The following is a 20,825-nucleotide window of genomic DNA, read 5'->3' as shown; positions in this document are numbered from 1 at the left end:
CGGCCTGTAAAAATGCTCACCGCACCCAACGGGTACGGTCGTGCGCGACCCCGGCTCGCTTTTTCCAAACCATTTCGCTCCAGGTCTTTAGCCAAAATCCCTCACGCGCATCGCGCTTCTTGGGTCTTTGGCCCGAGCCGGCCCAACCTGAATTTGGGCGTACGAATTCCAGGTCAACGGGTTATGATATTGGTTCTGAAACCGATGCCATAATCATTGAGTCGTGGAGGGACACGGCCGCGTTTTTGCGGCGCCCCGTTTTCAGAACTTCTTGACCCCCGTCCCGACCGCAAATCCAACCCACGGAGTATTTGGTGCTCAAGATACCTTCGATTACGTTTGGTGACATCGAAATCGCCGAAAACACCATTTACACTTTCGACAAGGGTATTCCCGGCTTGCTCGGCATCCACCGTTACACCATCATCGAATCGGAAGAAACCGATCCGATTCGGTGGTTGCAAGCCTGCGACAAACCCTATATTTCCCTGATGATGCTGGAACCGGCCATGATTGATCCCGACTACAGCATCCAGCTCACCGACGAACAAATGAAACAGCTCGACAATGGACCGGTCGAAGCCGTTTTTATGTATGTGTTGGTGGTTGTACCCGACAATGCGCGCGATATGACGGCCAATATGTTGGCGCCGATTGTGTTAAATCACCAGACCCGCAAGGGCGTCCAGGTCGTCGTTGAAGGGTCACCCGACTTACTTCGCGTCAAGGTATTCAAGGATTGAGGCATTAATGTTAGTTTTCTCGCGTAAAAAAGATGACGGCATTGTCATCGGCTCGGATATCGAGATCAAAATTATTTCCATCGGACGCGATACGGTGAAGATCGGCATTAGCGCGCCTCGTCATGTCACGATCCACCGTAAGGAAATTTACTTGGCGATTGAGGAAGAGAACCGCAAAGCCGCGGCCAAATCCATCAGCGCCTCACAACTCGATCTGATCAAAAGCCTGGTCCAAAAAAAGAAAAAATAAGGGTGCGGCCGACCGCGAACCGATACCCTGATTACCCGCCTCATCTATCCCAAGTTCACCGGAAATTGTTTGTTCTCGCCTTATTCGAGTTTTATCGTACTGTTCCGTGGAGGATCGCCCATGTCGAGGGTTTTCAATTTTTCAGCAGGTCCGTCTGTCTTTCCAGAACCCGTTTTAGAAAAAGCCGCCGCCGAGATGTTGGATTATCGCGGCCAGGGCATGTCGGTCCTCGAAATGAGTCATCGCTCCAAAATGTTCACCGACATCTTGGCCGACACCAAAGCCCGCCTGCGCCGCCTGATGGCGATTCCCGAGGATTACCACATCCTGTTCCTGCAAGGCGGTGCCTTCACCCAATTCGCGATGGTCCCGATCAACCTGATGAGACGGCACCGTCGCGGCGCCTACATCAACACCGGGAGTTGGTCCAAAAAAGCCATGGCCGAGGCCAAAAAAATCGGCGCGGTCAGCGAAATCGCAAGTTCCGCCGACAGCAACTTCAATTACCTGCCCGATTTGCCCGACGCCTTACCCGAACCCGCCGACTACGTGCACATCACCACCAACAACACCATTTACGGCACCGCATTTTCCAACATGCCGGCCTACGGCGACACCCCGCTGGTGGGCGACATGTCCTCCAACATCCTCTCGCAAGTTTATGACGTGACTCAATTCGGCCTGATCTACGCGGGTGCCCAGAAAAACGCCGGCCCCAGCGGCCTCACCATGGTGATAATTCACAAGGATTTGGTCGGCCATGCCCCAGAGAACACGCCGGTGATGCTCGATTACCAGGTTCACGTCAAAGCCGACAGTTGCCACAACACGCCGCCTTGTTATGCGATTTACCTGGCGGGTTTGGTATTTGAATGGCTGGAGGATCAAGGCGGCGTCCCCGCGATTGAAACGCGCAACCGCAAAAAGGCGGCGCTGCTGTACGACCTCCTCGACAGCTCGTCATTTTTTCGCGCAACAGTCGCCAAACCCCACCGCGGTTTGATGAACATCCCCTTCCTGCTCGCCGACGAGGCCCTCAACAAACCCTTCCTCACCAAGGCGGCCGAGGCCGGTTTGGTAAACCTGAAGGGACACCGCTCGGTGGGCGGCATGCGCGCCAGTATCTACAACGCGATGCCGCTCGCGGGCGTGCAAGCCCTGGTCGATTTCATGAAAGAGTTCGAACGCACCTACGGTTAGAAAAGAGGTATTCCATGCGCATCAATTTGACCTCGGTCATGGTCGACGATCAGGCCAAGGCTGAGACTTTTTACACGGGGACCCTTGGTTTCGTCAAAAAACACGACATCGATATGGGCGAACACCGCTGGCTGACGGTGGTTTCGCCGGAGGGCGGGGCGACCCAACTGCTGCTGGAGCCCAACGCCCATCCCGCGGGAAAAACCTTCCAAGCGGCGATCTACGCGGACGGCATCCCGGCCGCCTGTTTCGAGGTGGACGACATCCAAGCTGAATTCGAACGGCTCGGCGCGGCGGGGGTTCATTTCAAAAGGGAACCCATGGATATCGGCCCGGCCTGGATCGCCATTTTGGACGATACCTGCGGCAATTACATCCAACTCGTACAAGAAAAGCGCTAGCCCGCGCTTAAGAAGAACACCCGCGCTCACGCAGGGCCATCCCGGCAAGGAGATGCGGCCACTTGGCCGGACGTTCCACGTGTTCTTCTCGCTGCCACTGGTTGGCAATCACCCGAGCTCGCTTAAGATCGTCGACGACCAAAATCAAGCGGTGGTCGTGATCACTGTACATCACCTCGATATTGACGCCGGCTTCCGCCAAGAACCGGCAAAAGGATCCCAACTGACCGGGGCGACCTTGGCTCAGTCGCTGCACAAGCACATCCTGTACACCCCAACCTGAATCCCAGCCGCTTCTAAGGCGTCGCGTGCGGCCGACCTATCGGCGAACAAAAAGCGGGCGACACCACGACCGTTTTCTACGAAACAGCCGCCGCCTTCGAGGTTGAGACCCGCGCGGCCGACCACTTCACCCATGGTCGCCAAACAACCCGGTTGGTCTTCAAAGGAAATCGCTACCTCTTGCATAAAAGGTTCCTTTATTCTGAGCAGGTCACGGAAAGCTGGTGCTTGATAGGGAAATTCACGGACAACGCGATAAAACACTGCCCGCCGGCCTGATCGAAGAGGCGCTCCGCCAGTTGGCACGATTGCCCGGGGGCCGGCGTAACCCGCGTGTCGCATGTGACCTCGTGAAAGCGGCCGCCTTTGCCAGGCGTGTAATGAAGCGTGCCTGTTACCCGATCTTGGTACCTAAGAAGCGCGAAAACTCGCGGTGATTTTGGCTAAACCTCTGGGCTGCAACGGCCTGTAAAAATGCTCACCGCACCCAACGGGTGCGGTCGTGCGCGACCCCGGCTCGCTTTTTCCAAACCATTTCGCTCCAGATCTTTAGCCAAAATCCCTGGCTCTTATCGCGCCTCTTAGGTGGTAACCCGCTACCCGCACACCCCGAACCGCGCACAAACCGACAAAACACCATTCCTTCCTACGCATGGTGACGTCGGATGCATTCGTGTCTATCGGTAGGCGCATAATCATAACTATTTTTCTTAATTAAAGAACCTACCATTCGCGAACAACAAGGCCGCATATAAAACCGTGTAGCATAAACAGCTTTCAACCATCATACCCGAACGCTCAAAAACCCAAACACACAAGATAAACCCAATATCTACATATACTTAAACGATCACCTATCAAGAAAACAGAATCAAGATTATCACTCAGAAGTCACCCAAAAGAATCAATTCACACCATATAAAACCTAGGAAATTCCCCTAAAAAAAAAGGGCAATAAAACCACACACAAACACGACAAAAAAATCAAACCCAATTACACTTTTCCCCTTGACTCCCTTCGAGACGCGTGCAACTATAAGCAAGGTAAAATCAAAGACACGCAAACACGTGTATAACCACGAAAATACTACGCTTTCTCTAAACTCGACCAACCCCCTATCAGTGAGATGCCCGACAGGCGCATGCCAACGGGGACATTCCTATTCCTTATCTTCCTCTCGAAATAAGTCCTCTTTATGCTGTTCTTTGTCCTTTTCAAATGCGCAACGCCCTCCTCACCCGCGGCATGCAGATGCGGGGAAAAGGTGCATTGTTCCGACCGACACCCGCTATGGGACCGGCAATTTTTCTATCAATAGCAAATCCTTCCGTTCCTGTCCTTATCCCACTTTTCAGGACCCAGCACATGCGCGACATGTGCTCAAAGGAGCACCACCATGATAACCCCTCTCTCCTTTTTCTTTCTTGCCCTACTCTCCCTCTCCCCGCCACAAGCAGCGGGTGAGACGCCGGCGATTCTGGCCGATTTCCAAAAAGAACTGCACATCATTGCCAAAGCTGACAGCCGGGAGCAGATGCGCGAATTACTTCGGGACCGTGACCGCCGTGTCATGAAAGCGCTGCAAGCGCTAGCACAAACAACAAACAAAACTGAGAAAGCACCAGGCATTGCCGTTGAGAACGGCAAAATCACCGTGAAAGTCGAAAACCATCAGAACCTTCAGTATCTGAGCGTCCCCAATTTGCTCAATCCAATATTTATTGAATTGACGGGTGATACCCGATCTTCTGCACTATCACGCCTCCGCAACCATGGCTTAAGCCGACAGGATCTCGAAACCTTGGAAAGGCACGTTCCAGCCGACTTCGATGTCAACCAATGGACCATCGCGAGCACCATGGACTACATGCATCACAAAACCAGTTTCGGCAAATTGATCCAAGAGGAGCCTCAAAAACTTAAATCACTGAATGATGATGAACTTAAGGCGTTTCTCACCGAACAAAGTAAATGTGTCGATTACGTCAACCAATCTTTGTTTATTTCCATCATTGAACCTTTGAGCACCCACGGTCGCTTGGTGGTTCTCCAACTTTGTCTGAATTTCCAAACCGAAGTATCCCAAAGCCGCTCGCTTTTTAACGAAATAACACAAAAAGAGGTAAACGCTTTCCGACAACTTTTGAACACCGCCCCATCCCAAAAATAAATTTTATTGAGGTTCAATATGAAACGCTTTCTTATTGCGGCACTTCTTTTTTCTCCTTTTTTTGTCTCAGCAAAATGGGAACAAGCCCATGCCTATATCTCCCGCGCTTCTGATAAGTGCGTCTATACCGGCGTCGTCTATTCACAATACACCACCAGTTTTGGCGCCATCTGCTCAACGATCAGCCGGACAATTGATTTTAATTCGGCCCAGCACTGCCCCCAAAATCAATGGGTTGTTGTTTCGGTAACGCTCAGAGCCACGGCAAGAAGCACCAACTTCAATCCCGCGCAAGGTACCACACTCCATCTCTCCGGGCTGACCAGTGGCGACGGCGGTAAATCGATACGCCACGACAAATGGGAAACCGTTGACTGCTCCGACTGCGAAGAAAACAAGCGCAAGGCAGACCGCCCCCAACGCGCGCTCCCCAGCGACTGCGACAACAGTTCACCCATCATCATTGATCTCGCGCAAGACGGCTTGGGGCTGGGTGGCGCGGAAAACCCCGTTTCGTTTTGGATTTGGCCGCAACATGCCTTTCGTCAAGTCATGAATTGGCTACAGCCGGAAGTTGATGACGCTTTTCTAGCACTTGATCTCAACCAAAACGGCATGATCGACAACGGTGGCGAACTCTTTGGTGACGGCACCTTTCTCGCTCTCGAAAACGATTACGCGGAAAACGGGCTACTCGCCTTGGCCCAGCACGATGCAGTCGCGCTCGGTGGCAACAATGACGGAATCCTGACGGCCGAGGACGCGGTATGGACCCATCTTTTGCTTTGGTTCGACCAAGACGCCGACGGCATTAGCCAACCGGAAGAACTCGTCCCATTAACCGAAACGGAAATAACCGAATGGCGCCTTGTCGCAACGGAAACCCGTGATTTCGATCATCACGGTAACTGGTTGCGTTTTCGCGGCACCGCGGCTTCCCACACGAAAACCTTCGCGTGGGTCGACGTTTATTTCAAGCGGCACCCCAAACTCGAAGCCCCGGGCCGTCTGGAACGCGGCAACCTCATTACCGACTAAAACCGAATCGGACCAAGGCCCCCCGCATCCGTTACGGCGAAGCAGCCGGCAGGAATTGTGGGGGGTGTTGTTGGTGGTCGGTGCCGGCGTCTTGCCATGCCTTGGCGATGCGGAGGATGCCGGCATCGTCGTGGAGCTTGCCGGTGAAGGTGAAGCTGTAGGGTTGTTTGGGGTTGATGAACCCGTTGGGGACCACCACGCACGGGTGGCCGGTGAGGTTGGTAAGCAGCAGGTTGTTGCCGGCGAAACTCGGTGTGATGTAACCGTCCAGGTCTTGGAGACGTTGGTTCATCTCGGCGATGAGTCGGCCACGCAAGCGGTTGGCCTGGAGGTACTCGACGGCGGGGATCAAACGCGCGGCGCGAAAGACGTTTGGCCAGGCCATTTCGATTTGACGGACCATTTCGTCGTCGCGTCCGCTCAGGGTCAATTCCTCGAAGGCGGCGGCGGCTTCGACCGAGAGGATGATGCTCATGGCTTGGACGGGCAGATCCGGCAAGGTCATGGGAACCAGTTCAACACCCAGTTTCTTGAGGCGTTCCAAGGCGGCACGATCTAAATCGCGGCCTGGCTGGTCGCCCTCGAAATGCGCGGGCACATAGCCGATTTTTTTGCCTTTGACGGGTTCGTCGGCATGGTAGGCAAACCCGGTGGCGACGGTGCTCGGGTCGCGGCGGTCGACGCCGCGAATCACCTCAAACACGAGCGCGCTGTCTTCGACGGTACGGGTGATGGGCCCCACTTTGTCCATCGACCAGGAGAGCGCCATGGCGCCGGCGCGACTGACGGCGCCGAAGGACGGGCGCAGGCCGGTCACGCCGCAGCGGGTGGCGGGCGAGACGATGGAACCCCAGGTTTCGGTACCCAGTGCAAAAGGCACCAATCCCGCGGCGACGGCGGCGGCGGAGCCGGCGGAGGAGCCGCTGCTCCCCTGTTCGAGGTTCCAGGGGTTGCGGGTAAAGCCGTCGTGCCAAACATCGCCCCAAGCCAGGGCGCCGAGGCTTAATTTGGCGACGAGCACGGCGCCGGCGGCGTCGAGTTTTTCGACGACGGTGGCGGTTTCGTCGAGGACCTGCGCGGCAAAGGGTTTGGCACCCCAGGTGGTTGGATACCCGGCAACGGCAAACAGATCTTTGGCGCCGTAGGGAATGCCGTGCAGAGGACCTCGGTACAAGCCGGTGGCGATTTCACGGTCGGCCCGCTCGGCGGCGGCGAGGGCCCGTTCCTCCGTGAGGGTGATGACGGCTTCTAATTGGTCGCCGTGTTTTTTGAGCCGGTCCAGGTACATTACGGTCAATTCACGGGAGGTCACTTGGCGGGAACGCACCAGTTCAGCCAAAACACCCACGGGCGCAAAGGCCAAGTCCGCCAATTGTTGCGGGCGTTTCACCGCGCCTGGCTTGGACCAACGCGGCGGGGTCGGGTCAAGGTGGCGCGGCGGCTCAAAAGCGGTGGGGACAAACACCAGCGCGGGCGGTTCGGCATTGTCAGGCGTGTGGCGTCTTAGGGTTTGCAAATGAACGCGCTGTTGGGCCGCGGATCCGGCCAACAAGGTTCGTTCCGAGGCGGAAAATTCCAGCCCCCACACTTGCTCGGCGGCGGCCAAGAGGTCGGGCGGAAGGCTCGGTCTTTCGGCTTCCGCCGCCTCCTGCGCCCCACAAAAGGCGGCGCTCAAAAACACAATGAGGCCCAAGGTCCACTTCATGGCATGTCCCCTACATGATTGATGGTACCTGGGTATTATAGGCAGGCGCTTCACAAAACGCGATAAACCAGTCTGTTATGTCTCGGAAAAGGGTTAGCCGGGGTTGCCTTTTAGCGCCATCCACAGGTCGTTGCCGGACTCGAAGCGCTGGAGCGGATCTTTTTGCAAAGCACGGCTAATGGCGTAACTGACATGGCGCGGCACCTCGCGTTTGAGCAGATGCAGGTGAGGCGGTTTCTCCTTGAGCTGTTTCATGAGGAGCTTTTGTAAGTTGCGGCTTTCAAAGGCGGGTTGGCCCGCGATCATTTCAAAACCCAACAGGCCGAGGTTGTAGATATCGGAGTGGTGGGTGACGGGTCGACCGACACATTGCTCGGGTGACATATAGGCGGGGGTACCGACGAGTTGCCCTTTGCGGGTGAGTTTGGCTTTGACGGTTTCGCTGATGACCTGTTCAAAAAAAACCAGGCCGAAATCCAACAATTTAATTTGGGGGTTGACGGGATCGTCCATGACCATGATGTTGGTGGGTTTGATATCGCGGTGAACCACGCCGCGTTGGTGAATCATGCCGAGCGCGCTACACAGCTGCGCCATAAACGAAACCGCGAGAGACAGCGGCAAGCCGCCGGGATGGGCGTCGAGGTATTCGCGCAGGGTTTGACCGGGAATGTATTCAAAGACGATATAGGGTTTGTCGCCTTTGAGGTCGTAGTCGAGCATTTCGACGATGTTGGGATGGGAAAACTGGAGCAAACCCTTGGCCTCGCGACGGAATCGGGTCATGAGGTATTCGGTTTCTTGCTGGTACTCGGCCAAAATGACGGTTTTGATCACGACTTTTTTATCGCCGTTTTTGTAGTGGCCCAAATAAATGCGGCCCATGCCGCCTTCTTGGAGCAAGCCGTCGATGATGTAACGATCACCCACGGTTGAGCCGGACTCGTCACAAGGTTTGGCCTCTTTGTTGTTCATTTGCGCGTTCCAGAGGTCGCCGAGGGTCATGCGCCACGCTCCCGAGATTGACATTTACCGAGAACCACGATGCGCGCGGCGGCAACGAAGGATCGCCCAACCAGGCGTCACCGGGTGCATCCGTGGCGGTGGACAACGGGGAAGGTCCATAACCTATTTAACGGTCCGTCGGCGGCTTTCTTGAGCCCGAAACGACCTGCATCAACGCGGTGAGCGAGGAAAAAAACCGCGACTCGAGCCCACGCCGCGGGATAATCCGCGAGCGCCGCTTAAGACAGCTTAAACAAGGGCCTTGGTGCACGGTACGCGCGGCCGGGAATACCAGCCGCGCCAAGGTGATCAAACGCACGTTTCATCTAAAAACGGGGTATCACGCGGGCGAAAGTGCACCATTCCGGTCTTTTAGGATGATTCGGGCAAACGCACCTGCAAACTTCGCTCGTGGAAAACCAACCCTTCAAGTTGCGCGAGATGGATGGCGGTTTTGGCCAGTTCACCGTAGCGATCAGGCTTAACCTGTTGCCAAGTAAGGACCTTTAGGAAGTCACCTACTTGCAGGCCGCCTTTGCGACGGGCGACGGCAAGGGTGGGCAGGGTGTGGTTGGGACCGGTGCAGTAATCGCCGAGGGCGACGGCGCTGTGGCCGCCGATGAAGAGAGAACCGTAGTGGTCGATTTCATCGGGTTGGATGGTGCCTTCGCGGCAGGCGAGATGCAGGTGTTCGGCACCCATTTCGTTGGCGAGCGCGACCATTTGTTCGCGGTTCTCGCAGTGGACGAGCTGGATAACGCCCTCGTCTTTGTCGGGGTCCTTGGCGAGTTCGGTTTCCACGGCGGCGGCGATGCGTTGGAGCAGCGCCTCGTCGGTGGTGGCGAGCACGGAAAGCGCCATGGGATCGTGTTCGGCCTGGGCGAGCACGTCGAGCGCCAGCCAACGAGGGTCGACGCTGTCGTCGCAAAGCACAAGGATTTCACTGGGCCCCGCCAGGGTATCAATTTTGACCTTGCCTTGCAGTAAACCCTTAGCTGCATTAACGTAAGCGTTGCCAGGCCCGACGATCATGTCGACGGGGTCGGCCCATTGGGAGCCGAGGGCGAGGGCGGCAATGGCTTGGGCGCCGCCCATATGAACGAACGCGGTGGCGCCGGCGAGGGAGGCGGCCGCGAGGATGGCGGGCTCGTTGGAAGGCGACACGGCGACGCGGCGCGGGACGCCGGCGACGCGGGCCGGGATGAGGGTCATGAGCGCGGTGGAGACGAGGGGAAAACGGCCGCCGGGGATGTAGGCGGCCATACTGGGCAGCGCTTTCACGGTTTGGCCGAAGCGGCCGTAGTGATCCTCGCGTTCGACGTCACGGTACATTTCGAACTGCATTTTGGCAAAGGTTTGAATGCGTTCGGCGGCGACGCGCAGGTGGGCTTTGGTTTCATCGCTGAGCGGGTACTGTTCCCAGGGTTGCAGTTCGATGATGCTGGGTTCGTAGCCGTCGAACTTGCGGCTGTATTCGGTGACCGCGGCGTCCCCGCGTTCGGCGACGGCGTCGATCACCGCACGCACGGTGGCGTCCAGGTCGGCCGGCGCGACGGAATCGGGGCGACGCCAGTCGGCTTGTTTAAGCATTTCCATGTCGGCTCCTCAACTCGCTGATGATGTCCTCGAGGCCGACACCGCGGGCACGGGCGGAAACCAGGGCAAAGTAAATCAAATCGGCGGCTTCCCAGCGAACGTCTTCAAAGGTCTCGGCTTCGAGGAGTTCCTCGGTTTCTTCACGCAGTTTTTCGGCTTGTAGATCGGCGTCGCTAAAGAGTTTGGCGGTGTAGCTGCCCTCGGGCATTTTTTCGCGACGGTCGGCGAGGACGGCGTCCAGGTTTTCGAGACGCCAGCGTTGGTTCACGGTGGGGAAACAGCTCCAGCGATCAAAGTGACAGGCGTTACCGGTCTGGCGGATTTGGAAAAGCAAGGTATCGCCGTCGCAATCGATGTCGACGCGTTGAAGCGCTTGAACGTGGCCGCTGGATTCGCCTTTACGCCACAGCTTTTGGCGTGAACGGCTCCAGTAGACACCGCGCCGTTCGCGCAAGGCGACCTCGAGGGATTCGCGGTTGCTGTAGGCGGTCATGAGGACATCGCCGCTGTCGGCGTCTTGAACGACGGTGGGGATCAGCGGCGCCTTTTCGAAGTTACAGCGGGCCAGCATGCAGTCCTCAAGGGTTAACTTACCGGTGTACAAGGCCATGCCGATTTGGCCGGAAGCGCCGAGTTCGTTGAGGTACTTGATGTCGTCCACGGTGGTAATCCCACCGGCAACGGTGACGGGCACGGGCGAGGCTTTGACAATGCGTTCGACGCGTTCACGGTCGAGACCCTGCATCATGCCTTCTTTTTCAACTTGGGTGTAAAGCAAGGCGGAGCAGCGCGACCCCATCTCCTGCAGCACGTCCTCGGTTTTTTCGCCGGTGGCGCTTTGCCAGCCTTGATCGACGAGTTGGTCGCCCTTGGAATCAATGGCAAAAATCAGCGCCTCACGGGGCAATTTTTTGACCCAATCCTGACGGGCGGCGGTGCCGAGGATCAATCGGGAGGCACCGGCCTTAAGGTAGGCCCGCGCGGTTTCGAGATCGCGAATACCACCGCCGACGCGGAAGGACCGCACGTTTAACATGCGCTCAATCAGTTCGCGGTTGGAACCTTTTCCGGTAGCGGCGTTTAAGTCGATCACGGCGACCTCGCCGTACATACTAAAAGAAGTCAACAGGTCAAACACATCCTCACGCTCCAACACGTGTTCACGGCCCTGTCGCCACTGGACGGCTTTGCCGTCAAAAAGATCAATACTGGGAACTAACATCTCTTCCTCGTTTTATTGCAGAAAATTCGACGCGCAAAACCTAGTTCGACGCGGGCATCCGGCGCACGGGCACGCCCCGTTCGGCAAGCCAATCCTTAACTTGGTCGATGCGGTAATCGCCGGAGTGGAACATGGTTGCGGCCAAAACGGCGTCGGCGCCGGCCTCAAAAGCGGCCAGCAGGTGTTCTTCGTTTTTGGCTCCGCCGGAGGCAATCACCGGGATGGACAAGGTGCGTCCCAATTCACCGGTAATACCGACATCAAAACCAATACCGGTCCCGTCGCGGTCCATACTGGTCAACAACAGCTCACCGGCGCCGCGTTCGGCCAGTTCGGCGGTCCAGGAACGCGCCTCCAGTTCGGTGGGGTTACGGCCGCCGTGGGTAAACACGCCGTGGACGCCGTCCTCGCGCCGTTTGATGTCAACGGCGACGACAATGCACTGCGAACCAAACTGGCGCGCGGCCTCGTTGACCAGATCGGGGTTTTTAACGGCGGTGGTGTTGAGGGCGACCTTGTCTGCACCGGCCTCCAGGAAGCTGTAAATGTCGTCGATGGTGCGCAATCCACCGCCGACGGTGTAGGGAATCGACAGGGCGCGGGACACATTGCGGACCATGGCCAGCGCGGTGGGGCGCGATTCGGCCGAGGCGGAAATATCGAGGAACACGAGCTCGTCGGCACCCTCGTTTTCGTACCGCACGGCGAGTTCGACAGGATCGCCCATGTCGCGCATGTTCTGAAAATTCACACCTTTGACGACCCGGCCGCGATCCACATCGAGGCAGGGAATGATGCGTTTCTGTAAATCGCTTGCATAGGTTACTTCAGACATAAACCAAGGACCTCCTGTCCCCACGCGCCCGATTTCTCGGGGTGGAATTGGAACGCAACGACATTGTCGCGCGCCACGGCGGCGGCAAACGATGCGCCGTAGGTGACGGTCGCCACGGCGTGTTCGCTTTCGGGAACCACGTAGCTGTTAACGAAGTAGGCATCGCCGTCGGGCAGGTCGATGTTGTTGAAGGCGACCGGCGCCCAGCCCATCATCGGCCGTTTCGGTGCCTGCACCCATTCAACGCGTCCTGGCAGAATCCCAAGTCCGGGATCGTCGTCCTCGGCGCTGCTTTGGAACAAAACCTGGAGACCGACACAAATGCCGACCAGCGGTTTGCCGTCGGCAACCCATTGGGTCAAGGCGTCGGCCCAGCCGGTCCGGTGCAGGTAACGCATCACGGCACCGAAGCGCCCTTGGCCGGGAAGAATCAGGTGGGTGATGCCGTCCAACTGGGGCTCGGGCAACAAGCGGTAATCAAGTCCCAGCCGCGCCACGCTATCGCAAATCGACGTAATGTTGCCGGAATCCGGCTGCACAATCCCGATCATCACAACATCCCCTTGGTGCTGGCACTGATGCGGCCGGAAGGCGCCATGGCCTCGCGGAAGGCGTGGGCCAAGGCTTTGAACGAGGCCTCGATAATGTGGTGGTGGTTCTCGCCGTCCATTTGGCGCAGGTGCAGGGTGAAGGCGCCCGCCATGGCCAAGGAATTAAAGAAGTGGGGCACCATTTCGGTGGAGAGGTTGCCGACACTTTCGCGGGTGAACCGATAGTTGGTGCGGCACAAGGGACGGCCACACAGGTCCAAGGCGCACAACACCAGGGTTTCGTCCATGGGCAGGAGACGTTGACCGTAACGGTTCATGTCGGCAAGCCCGCGCCAACCTTCTTGAATGGCACCGCCGAGGGTGAGCGCGGTATCTTCGACGAGGTGGTGGTCGTCGATCCAAAGATCGCCGTCGGCTTTGAGGGTCAGATCCCAACCGGCGTGGAAGGCTAGCTGATGCAGCATGTGGTCAAAAAAACCGTGACCGGTTTTTACCGAAACCTCTTGGCGACCGCGCAGGCGCAGGCTCAACTCAATGTCGGTTTCTTTGGTTTTGCGGTGCCGCTTAATGGCGGGCGATTTTACGGCGGGATCGGTCATAACAGCGTCTCCAACTGATTGATATCGTCCAGGAACACGGCACAGCCGGCCGCTTCGAGGGCCTCGCGGTTCTCGCCGACCCCGATGGCCACGGCACCGGCGGCATGGGCGGCGCGGATGTCGTCGAGGTTGTCGCCAACCATCCAGATGCGACGGCGGCCGGTACGTTCCGCGGCGGCGCGGATCCCCTCGGGGTCGGGTTTCCCGACGGCGACGTCGTCGATGGTGTAAACCGGTTGGTCCTCGGGATAGTCGAGCAAGGTCAAGCCATGGGCCATTTCCTTGCGATCACGGCCGGTAACCAAGGCCAAACTCCAGCTTCCGTCTAAAGCACGTTGCTTCCAGCGCGCCCACAGATCGTCATTGATCAGGAGTGACTCGCTTTGGTTGGCGCCGGCGCGGGTTTCGTCACCGAAATAAATACCGCGAAACACATCCTTCAACGCTTCCAGATCCACCGCAACCCCGCGTCGACGAACGAGTTCGGCGGCGAGTTGGAAGTCATCGTTGTAACCGCCGGCGGCGCGTAAGGCCAAAATCTCGTCGCGGTCGGGCGTTTGCCCGGTGTAGTGTTCGACGGTGGTGGTGACGGCGGTATCGAAACTCTCGACCACGTCGATCAAGGTCCCGTCGACATCCAGACACAGCAAGTCGGGTTTCAAAGCCAGCATCAAGGCGTCCTTGAAAGCGCAGGTATCGGCGGGGATGGAGAAACGCACGCAGCCGGTAATCGGTGCGCGATTAAAGGTACGTACGGCAAACCCTTGGGCGGCCATGACCTTGCCCACAAATGCGGCACGCGCATCGCCCAGTTGCATGGTAATGAAATTGGCCTGGCTGGGCAGGGAGCGAATGCCCCATTCCGCCAACAACTTCTCAAAATACCGCCGATTCTCGATGACGCGTTCGCAATAGGTGCGCACCTCGCCCTCGGCATTGGGTTGCAGCGCGGCCAGGCCCAGGTGCAGGGTCACACCACTCACGTTGTAGGGCATCACGCGTTTGCGCAAACGGTTGAGCAGCTCGGCACTCGCTAAAAAATAGCCCAGCCGCAAACCGGCCAAGCCGTAGGCTTTGGAAAAGGTGCGCAGGATAACAAGGTGGGGGTTGGCCTGGAGTTGGTCGAGCAGGTCGTCGTCGGCAAATTCGGCGTAGGCCTCGTCCAGCAAGACGAGGGTGTTGTGTTCGCGGCACAGCGCGAGAAGTTCCAAGGCCTCCTCGCGGGATACCATTTCACCGGTCGGGTTGTTGGGCCGGATTAAGATAAAAACACCGTTGGGGTTCTCGCGAATGGCGGAGCGGCAGGCCTCAAGGTCAAAGGTTAGGTCGTCCTTGGCCGGCAGGAACACGGGTTTCACGGGCCAAATGGCGGCTTGCTCGCGGTAAAAACCGAACGTCGGCAAGGGCGCGATCAAGGGCGTCCCCGCGGGTAGATCGGCGATCAGGTACTGAATCACTTCATCGCCACCGTTGCCGACCAGGACCATGCCGTCTTCCAGGCCGAACTTTTCCGCAAGCGCGGCTTCCAATTCCCGACGATCAGGGTAGCGCCAAACGGCCTGAGCCGGAATCTGGTTGATGGCTTTTTCGAGCCAGTGAGGCAGGGCTTCACTGCGCTCGTTTTGATCAAGTTTGCATCCCGGTCGATCCGCCGCCTGAAAAACGGGAGAACTGGGTGCAAGGGCTACTTTTAAACTCAAGGCATCACCTTCCTGATCGGCGTTTCGAGAATGTCGGCGGCACCGGCGGCACGCAGACGGGGCAGCAATTCACGTACTTCGCTTTTCAAAACAGCGGCTTTTACGGCAAAGCCGTCTTGGCGGAACAACTTAGAAATGGTGGGTGATTTCATGGCGGGCAAGGCGTTGACCACCTCTTCCAGGCGATTCTCATCACAGTTCATTTCCAGCAAGACCCGTTTGCGGCCTTCCAATACACTTTCAAAAAGCAACACCATGTCTTCGATTTTGGACCGTTTGGCGGGATCATCGAGCGCGCGCGGATCGGCGATGAATTGGGTGGAACTGGTCATCAAGGTGTCGACAATTTTCAAACGGTTTTCTTTAAGCGTGGTGCCGGTGCTGGTGTTGTCGATGACCAAGTCCGCGTCCTCGGGCGGGAATACCTCGGTGGCGCCGAAAGCACGGATGAAGGTGGAATCGATGCCTTCTTTTTCCAGATAACGCTTGCTGATGTTGGTGTACTCGGAAACGGCGATCAGCTTGCGCGCTTTGACTTCCTCCCAATCCCAATCCTCGGGGATGCTGGCCACGATGCGCACGGGATCGAAACCAAGATCGAGCATGCTAACCACCTCGGCGCTTTGCTCTTCAATCCAATCTTTGCCAGCGAAGCCGATGTCGTGGCGGCCCCACGCGAGGAGCGGCGGGATGTTTTGGCTTTTGAGCATTTTGATTTCGAGATCGGGGTCGTTACAGGCCGGGCGGTAGTTGCGTTCGCTGCCGGCGAGTTTGATGCCGGCATCATTGAGCAAGGTCTGGATGGATTTGAATTGGCGGCCTTTGGGTAGAACAAATTTCAGTAACATGGTTTCCTCCAAGGGAGTTGTGGCGCGGGGCCGTTGTGGGTTAAGCGACAAACCAAAACCATCGAGCGCAAAAAGCGAAGAAACCAAACGGGTATAAATGAGAAAAGCCCCGAGGGTCTCCGCGCAGAGGGGATACCGTCGAGGCTTTGGTGTTCGTTACGACTGATTTGTGAGCAGCGCAACACCATCACACGGGTAACCACCTCCCAGAATGGGAATGGCCGTGATGGTGATGATGATGGTGTTGGGCTGCCAACAACATGGAAAACTCCTAACGTCAATGAGACCCAATTGAAAAGGAGGTCCTAAAAAAGGTCAAGTTAAAAAAACATGAAGGGATGGTTTGAGGATGAGAACCTCCCGGGTTGGGTCTTTTGTCCGGCAAGGATCAGGGGAACGCCCTTGCTTTGGTCTTTTTCCGGGCAGAACCACGTTCGCAGGATGCGGGTGGGCAGGCGCACCCTCGGTTTCCCCTTCCCGACGTGGATGGCGCCGTCACTTCGGCCGGCCTTTTCGGCGACAACGCACTCAGGCGTGGTTCACATTCCCAGCTACATCGTTTACCCAACTTATCCAAGGCGCGATCATCGCGTGCTTTTCCCCACGGCCCACCGCCTAGCCGGCGAGGCGCAATCAGGCGTGTTCCCTATTCCCAGCTTCATCGCCAACCCATTGATCCAAGGCGCGATCCCCGCGTGCTTTTCCGATAAGCCCATCGCCCATCCTCATTCCATCCTGCCATCCTACGCAATAAACCCAAGTCAACCCCCTGCCCGCGAAGCCGATGTCCACCCCATCCCCACGGGATCCTCGTCCCTTGATTCCCACGCAGGCCTCGTCACCTTTAATCCTCATAGGCGTAGCGCCGCGTTTTGTCGTAAACTGGGGGCTTACCCGATCCTGGAAAGCAGCCCTCTCCCTTTTGAACGGATATTTGGACGGTTGTTTTGGTCCAAGATTGCCGCGATCCCTTGCCGGGATCACGACCAGGCGGTAAGGTCGGGACACGCTATCTATAGAACCAGCCACCTTGAATGCACGGACCCTGGGTCTGCGATAAGTGGACCAACCGCGTTCGGGTTTTGTCCTGAGACAAAAGAGAGGAACCTTTGCGCCAAACTGTTTCACCACGTCGCCTTTTTTTGTGCCGCCTCAACGGCCGTTTTTCCTTTTTGACGGGTTTGACCCTCCTATTGCTCGTGGGACTTATGGGGTGCCAACCCGGGGCCGACCAAAACAAATCCATCCAGGACCAAACCCCGTGCCGCCTCGCCCTAAGCGCGCCCAGTGCCGTGTTCGACGCGGCCGGTGGAAAAGGCGATCTCCAGGTACAAACCGAGGGCGATTGTGTTTGGGTCGCCAACTCCGGTGGCGCGGCTTGGGTCGTCATTGAGCAAGGCACCGCCACCCAACTGAATTACCGCGTTACGGCCAACACCGGGCCGACCTCTCGCAACGCGGTCATTACGTTTAAAAACAAAGGCGTGGTGCTTCGAACCTTTTCCATATTCCAAGAAGGCAGCGCATGCGGGCTGAAGCTGGCGCCTACCCAGGTTGCCATGTCGGCCGACGGCGGCGAAGGGACCCTGCTCATTAAAGAGGCCGACCCCTGCAAGTGGACGGCCGAACGCAAGGTGGACTGGATCGCCATCGAAACCCGCGGCATCGGCGAGGTGGTTTACAAAGTCGAACCCAACACCTCGCAACAATCGCGAGCCGGTTCGGTTCAGTTCCTCATCGACCAAAAAGAAATGGGTTCCTTCTGGGTCGTCCAAGAAGGCATCCAGAAAGTGCACAATCCCTGTAGCCTGATCGTTGACGAGAAACCGGTCAACTGGTCGGCCAAGGGCGGAAGCTCGCGGGTCACTTTTAAGGAAGAAGGCGATTGCCGTTGGCAAGTCCGCACCAATGCCGATTGGATTGAACTGCCCAACCGCGGCGTGATCAAACAAGGCGAAACCTCATTCAGCTATCGCATCATGGCCAATGTCGGATTGCGCTCACGCACCGGCACCTTAACCATCACGCAGGAAAACGAAACCGGCGGTAACCCGGTCACCCGCAATATTGTGATCATTCAAGATGCATCCCAATGCGAGGTCCGCGTGTCCCAATCGCGCATCGACCTTTCAATGGAGGCGCACGACGGCTTGCTCGAAATTACCTCGTCCTGTGATTGGCGCGCGGTGAGCGACGTGGACTGGTTGACCGTTGCAAAAACGGAGGGCGAGACGGGCGCGGCCCTGCGTTACCAGGCCCAGACCAACCGCGCATCAGACGCACGGATTGGTACGATTCGCGTGGAGGACCGCACCCTTGTGGTTGTCCAAAAAGGTACGCCGGATTGTCGTTTGGATGTGGTCCCGCAAAGCGCGGCTTTTGCCATTGAAGGCGGTACGGGCAACATGGTGATCTCCTCGCCCGATGATTGCGATTGGCGCGTTTCCACCAGCGCCCCATGGATCAACATTCTCGGCGATCCCGACGAGATCAGCCCGGAACGGGTCGGCTACGAGGTGCAAAGCAACACCGCGGTTTCGCCGCGGACGGCAACCATTCGCGTCGGCGATCAACTGTTTACCGTCACCCAAGAAGGTGTTTCACCCTGCGTGTACATCGCCCAACCCAGCCACACCAACGTGCTTGCCCAAGGCGGCAAGGGCACGTTTCGCCTGATGACCCGTGATTACTGCGAATGGCAGGCGCGTAGCAACTCAGACTGGATTCAGTTAACCGGCGATGCACGTGGTAAAGGTGAAGCGACGATTGGGATTGAGGTGCGCGCCAACAGCGAAAGCACCGCGCGCACCGGGGTCATCGAAATCGGGAACGCCAACTTTGTGGTCATCCAAGAAGGTCGCGCGCCTTGTTCGGTCACCCTCACCGCCGAAACCCTGCAGATGGGTGCCAAGGGCGGCCGTCAAACGGTCACCATCTCCACCGGTGAAAACTGCCACTGGCAAGCCGGTTCGGCGACCACTTGGCTCAAAATCGTGTCCAACAACCTGGGCACCGGCCAGGGCGAAATCACGATTGAAGCCGAATCCAATGAGGAGGGCAAACCCCGGATTGGGACCCTCCGCATTTCCGACCAAACCATTAAAGTCATGCAAGAAGGAACCGGCGAATTTCAGTTCACCGTGATCGTACGCGACCGCGACGGTAACTTTGTATCCAACCAACCGGTGACCTTCCACAACGGCGAGCAAGCGTTTGAAACCAAAACCAACGCCCAAGGTATCGCCGGCCAAACCGTCAAAGAAAATCGGGGTGTTGCCTACAGCATCAATGGTCGCCGTCGCGACTTCGGCAGCAACCTCAAACTGGTCCATATGCTTGAGGACGCCTTTGAAGTGCGTTTCAGCCTGGTGGTCGACGACAAAAACCGTACCGACGGGGTGATTTGGGTTCGCTCACAAAGCGACGGCATCGAACGCAAAACCGAACCCGGTTCTCAAGTCCGTCTGCCCTACGGCACCTACTTTGTGTCTTACGAAAACGGGGACTTGATCCATACCGAGGTGCACACCATCACCAAGGCGACCTCGATTGAAATCGACATCGCCACCATGCCGAACGTGTATTACCGCACCCTTTATCGCGACGGGAATCAGCGACAGTTACAGGCCAAGGTCGACGAAATGAATGAACCGCGCCGCCACGGGTACCATTACTTCCTGGCCCGTTACTGGTTGGCCCGGTTCCACTGGGACCGCGGTCAGCAGTCAAGCGCCAAAGCCCTGCTGGCGGATTTGTACGGCCATTGGGAACTCTGGTTGTCGATGAACGTCCGTCCGCAGTATGTGGTCGCCTACCTCGATTGTCTGGCCAACGACAACGAACTCAGTATCATCGGTCAAATTACCGAACAAGACGTCCTCATCAACGAATTCAACAAACTGCAAAGCGGGGAACGCGACGCCTGGTGGCGCTTCCAATTCCTTTACCACCGCATCAAGGCGCTGAATTTCCTCCATGAGCGAGGCAACAGCTTCCAAAAGCGCCGTTACCGCAAACGGTTGCAGCAATCGTTCCGTTGGATTAACGAAATCCCGGTCAGCACCATCAACAACAACCCCATGCGCTACCAAGAACTCAAAGAACTCAAAGCCAAATGGGAGAAACGAAGCTGATGACGGCCGACAGACTTACTTTTTTGCATGGGTTGGAGAGCAGCCCGGACGGATTTCGCGCCAATTACCTGCGTGCCCGTTTTCCCGAGATTCAGGTTCCGGCGCTGAGCAAAGACCCCTGGCAACGCCACCAGTTTTTGCTGGAAACGCTGGTGGAACCTACCTTTTTGGTAGGCTCTTCGCTGGGCGGGCTCAGTGCTTTGCTGTTGGCGCGCGACATCCCGGAACGGGTGCGCGGCATGGTGTTGTTGGCACCGGCGGTCGGTTTTCACGACGCCGCCTACCGCACTCCCGAGATCTTGAGGCTGGTTAAGGCTTTGGTGATTCCCGCGGGCAAACCCACCACGGTGATCATGGGTCGCAACGACGAGGTGATTCCGTTTGCCGCGGTCGAAGCCCTGGTAGCCCGCTCGCCCCAACCCGACCAAATCACCTTCGTCGCGGTCGACGATCAGCACCGCTTACATAGCGAGGCGGCCCTCGCCGCCATGGTCCAGGGCATCCAACAGGTTTCCGGCCTGGTCGCGGCCACCCCCAACTAAGCGC

General features: G+C 57.4%; 19 protein-coding genes. 8 read left to right on the top strand and 11 right to left on the bottom strand.

The genetic code is table 11. The annotated features are described in order from the left end of the window. Positions 1 to 314: 314 nt before the first annotated feature. The 4 genes from fliW (at position 315) to J3U88_RS17345 (ending at position 2,594) form a co-directional block, all read left to right on the top strand. Entirely contained in the window at positions 315 to 743 is a 429-nt protein-coding gene (gene fliW, locus J3U88_RS17360; RefSeq protein WP_207860198.1) for a flagellar assembly protein FliW, read from the top strand. Positions 744 to 750: 7 nt separating this feature from the next. Next, on the top strand, positions 751 to 993 hold the full coding sequence (csrA, locus tag J3U88_RS17355; protein WP_207860197.1) for a carbon storage regulator CsrA: 243 nt from the start codon (positions 751 to 753) through the stop codon (positions 991 to 993). A 120-nt stretch (positions 994 to 1,113) separates the two neighbouring features. Continuing rightward, positions 1,114 to 2,193 carry a 3-phosphoserine/phosphohydroxythreonine transaminase gene (gene serC, locus J3U88_RS17350; protein ID WP_207860196.1) on the top strand — a complete coding sequence of 360 codons (1,080 nt, stop codon included), beginning with the start codon at positions 1,114 to 1,116 and terminating at the stop codon, positions 2,191 to 2,193. A gap of 14 nt (positions 2,194 to 2,207) precedes the next feature. Beyond that, the gene (locus J3U88_RS17345; protein ID WP_207860195.1) at positions 2,208 to 2,594 is read left to right on the top strand and encodes a VOC family protein; all 387 of its coding nucleotides are present in this window, start codon (positions 2,208 to 2,210) and stop codon (positions 2,592 to 2,594) included. A 7-nt stretch (positions 2,595 to 2,601) separates the two neighbouring features. Here the strand turns inward: J3U88_RS17345 and J3U88_RS17340 are convergent, their stop codons facing one another. Further along, a complete protein-coding gene (locus J3U88_RS17340; RefSeq protein ID WP_207860194.1) occupies positions 2,602 to 2,850 on the bottom strand; it encodes an ACT domain-containing protein in 249 nt (82 codons plus the stop codon). Beyond that, positions 2,838 to 3,062, bottom strand: coding sequence for a hypothetical protein (locus J3U88_RS17335; protein WP_207860193.1), 225 nt, complete (start codon positions 3,060 to 3,062; stop codon positions 2,838 to 2,840). The genes J3U88_RS17340 and J3U88_RS17335 overlap by 13 nt, the downstream gene beginning before the upstream one ends. Before the next feature lie 1,211 nt (positions 3,063 to 4,273). Here J3U88_RS17335 and J3U88_RS17330 point away from each other — a divergent pair. Further along, the gene (locus J3U88_RS17330) at positions 4,274 to 5,047 is read left to right on the top strand and encodes a hypothetical protein (RefSeq protein WP_207860192.1); all 774 of its coding nucleotides are present in this window, start codon (positions 4,274 to 4,276) and stop codon (positions 5,045 to 5,047) included. Between the two features lie 18 nt (positions 5,048 to 5,065). Further along, a complete protein-coding gene (locus J3U88_RS17325; RefSeq protein WP_207860191.1) occupies positions 5,066 to 6,085 on the top strand; it encodes a hypothetical protein in 1,020 nt (339 codons plus the stop codon). A gap of 31 nt (positions 6,086 to 6,116) precedes the next feature. On the opposite strand, the gene J3U88_RS17320 is transcribed toward J3U88_RS17325, so the two are convergent. The 9 genes from J3U88_RS17320 to hisG all read right to left on the bottom strand — a co-directional run bounded on the left by J3U88_RS17320 (position 6,117) and on the right by hisG (position 16,146). Further along, positions 6,117 to 7,790, bottom strand: a complete 1,674-nt coding sequence (locus J3U88_RS17320) for an amidase (RefSeq protein ID WP_207860190.1) — start codon at positions 7,788 to 7,790, stop codon at positions 6,117 to 6,119. A gap of 93 nt (positions 7,791 to 7,883) precedes the next feature. Beyond that, the gene (locus tag J3U88_RS17315; RefSeq protein WP_207860189.1) at positions 7,884 to 8,795 is read right to left on the bottom strand and encodes a serine/threonine protein kinase; all 912 of its coding nucleotides are present in this window, start codon (positions 8,793 to 8,795) and stop codon (positions 7,884 to 7,886) included. Between the two features lie 372 nt (positions 8,796 to 9,167). After that, on the bottom strand, positions 9,168 to 10,391 hold the full coding sequence (gene hisD, locus J3U88_RS17310) for a histidinol dehydrogenase (RefSeq protein WP_207860188.1): 1,224 nt from the start codon (positions 10,389 to 10,391) through the stop codon (positions 9,168 to 9,170). Then, positions 10,378 to 11,613 carry a bifunctional phosphoribosyl-AMP cyclohydrolase/phosphoribosyl-ATP diphosphatase HisIE gene (gene hisIE, locus J3U88_RS17305; protein ID WP_207860187.1) on the bottom strand — a complete coding sequence of 412 codons (1,236 nt, stop codon included), beginning with the start codon at positions 11,611 to 11,613 and terminating at the stop codon, positions 10,378 to 10,380. The genes hisD and hisIE overlap by 14 nt, the downstream gene beginning before the upstream one ends. A gap of 40 nt (positions 11,614 to 11,653) precedes the next feature. Next, positions 11,654 to 12,448: an imidazole glycerol phosphate synthase subunit HisF gene (hisF, locus tag J3U88_RS17300; protein WP_207860186.1), complete on the bottom strand. Its 795-nt coding sequence runs from the start codon at positions 12,446 to 12,448 to the stop codon at positions 11,654 to 11,656. Next, entirely contained in the window at positions 12,436 to 12,999 is a 564-nt protein-coding gene (gene hisH / locus J3U88_RS17295; protein WP_243436007.1) for an imidazole glycerol phosphate synthase subunit HisH, read from the bottom strand. Before hisH ends, hisF begins: the two co-directional genes overlap by 13 nt. Further along, positions 12,999 to 13,598: an imidazoleglycerol-phosphate dehydratase HisB gene (gene hisB / locus J3U88_RS17290; RefSeq protein ID WP_207860184.1), complete on the bottom strand. Its 600-nt coding sequence runs from the start codon at positions 13,596 to 13,598 to the stop codon at positions 12,999 to 13,001. The genes hisH and hisB overlap by 1 nt, the downstream gene beginning before the upstream one ends. Continuing rightward, positions 13,595 to 15,298, bottom strand: coding sequence for an aminotransferase class I/II-fold pyridoxal phosphate-dependent enzyme (locus J3U88_RS17285; protein ID WP_207860183.1), 1,704 nt, complete (start codon positions 15,296 to 15,298; stop codon positions 13,595 to 13,597). The genes hisB and J3U88_RS17285 overlap by 4 nt, the downstream gene beginning before the upstream one ends. After that, a complete protein-coding gene (gene hisG, locus J3U88_RS17280; protein WP_207860182.1) occupies positions 15,295 to 16,146 on the bottom strand; it encodes an ATP phosphoribosyltransferase in 852 nt (283 codons plus the stop codon). The genes J3U88_RS17285 and hisG overlap by 4 nt, the downstream gene beginning before the upstream one ends. Positions 16,147 to 17,354: 1,208 nt before the next feature. Between hisG and J3U88_RS17275 the strand changes: the two genes are divergently transcribed. Further along, the gene (locus tag J3U88_RS17275) at positions 17,355 to 20,279 is read left to right on the top strand and encodes a BACON domain-containing protein (RefSeq protein WP_207860181.1); all 2,925 of its coding nucleotides are present in this window, start codon (positions 17,355 to 17,357) and stop codon (positions 20,277 to 20,279) included. Then, positions 20,279 to 20,821: an alpha/beta fold hydrolase gene (locus J3U88_RS17270; RefSeq protein WP_207860180.1), complete on the top strand. Its 543-nt coding sequence runs from the start codon at positions 20,279 to 20,281 to the stop codon at positions 20,819 to 20,821. The genes J3U88_RS17275 and J3U88_RS17270 overlap by 1 nt, the downstream gene beginning before the upstream one ends. Positions 20,822 to 20,825: the final 4 nt, after the last annotated feature.

Source organism: Acanthopleuribacter pedis, assembly GCF_017377855.1.
GTDB lineage: Bacteria > Acidobacteriota > Holophagae > Acanthopleuribacterales > Acanthopleuribacteraceae > Acanthopleuribacter > Acanthopleuribacter pedis.
The sequence above is the reverse complement of the archived record's forward strand: the minus strand, read 5'-3'. Positions and strand labels throughout refer to the sequence as shown.